The 260-nt window shown below is 72.7% G+C and carries 1 protein-coding gene; it reads right to left on the bottom strand.

What is annotated here, in order from left to right; translation table 11 throughout:
* Positions 1-260, bottom strand: a 260-nt coding sequence (locus SB772_RS42540) for an acyl-CoA dehydrogenase family protein (RefSeq protein ID WP_410838837.1), incomplete at both ends; no start/stop codon positions are given.

The raw sequence follows: 260 nt of genomic DNA, 5'->3' as shown, positions 1-260 counted from the left end.
CCGTCGCGGCGTGCCTGCGTGCTCAGGTGCGTGGTGTCGAGGCCCGCGTCGGGCTCGGTCACCGCGAAGCAGGCCTTGTCGCGCCCGGCGATCAGCGGCGGCAGGAAGCGCGCCTTCTGCGCGTCGTTGCCGAACACCTGCACCGGGTTCAACCCGAAGATGTTCATGTGGACGGCCGATGCGCCCGACAGGCCGGCGCCCGACGCGCTGATCGTGCGCATCATCAGCGCGGCCTCGGTCATCCCGAGGCCGGCGCCGCC

Source organism: Paraburkholderia sp. SIMBA_030 (assembly GCF_046535245.1).
GTDB lineage: Bacteria > Pseudomonadota > Gammaproteobacteria > Burkholderiales > Burkholderiaceae > Paraburkholderia.
This window is presented reverse-complemented; position numbering and strand designations above follow the sequence as displayed.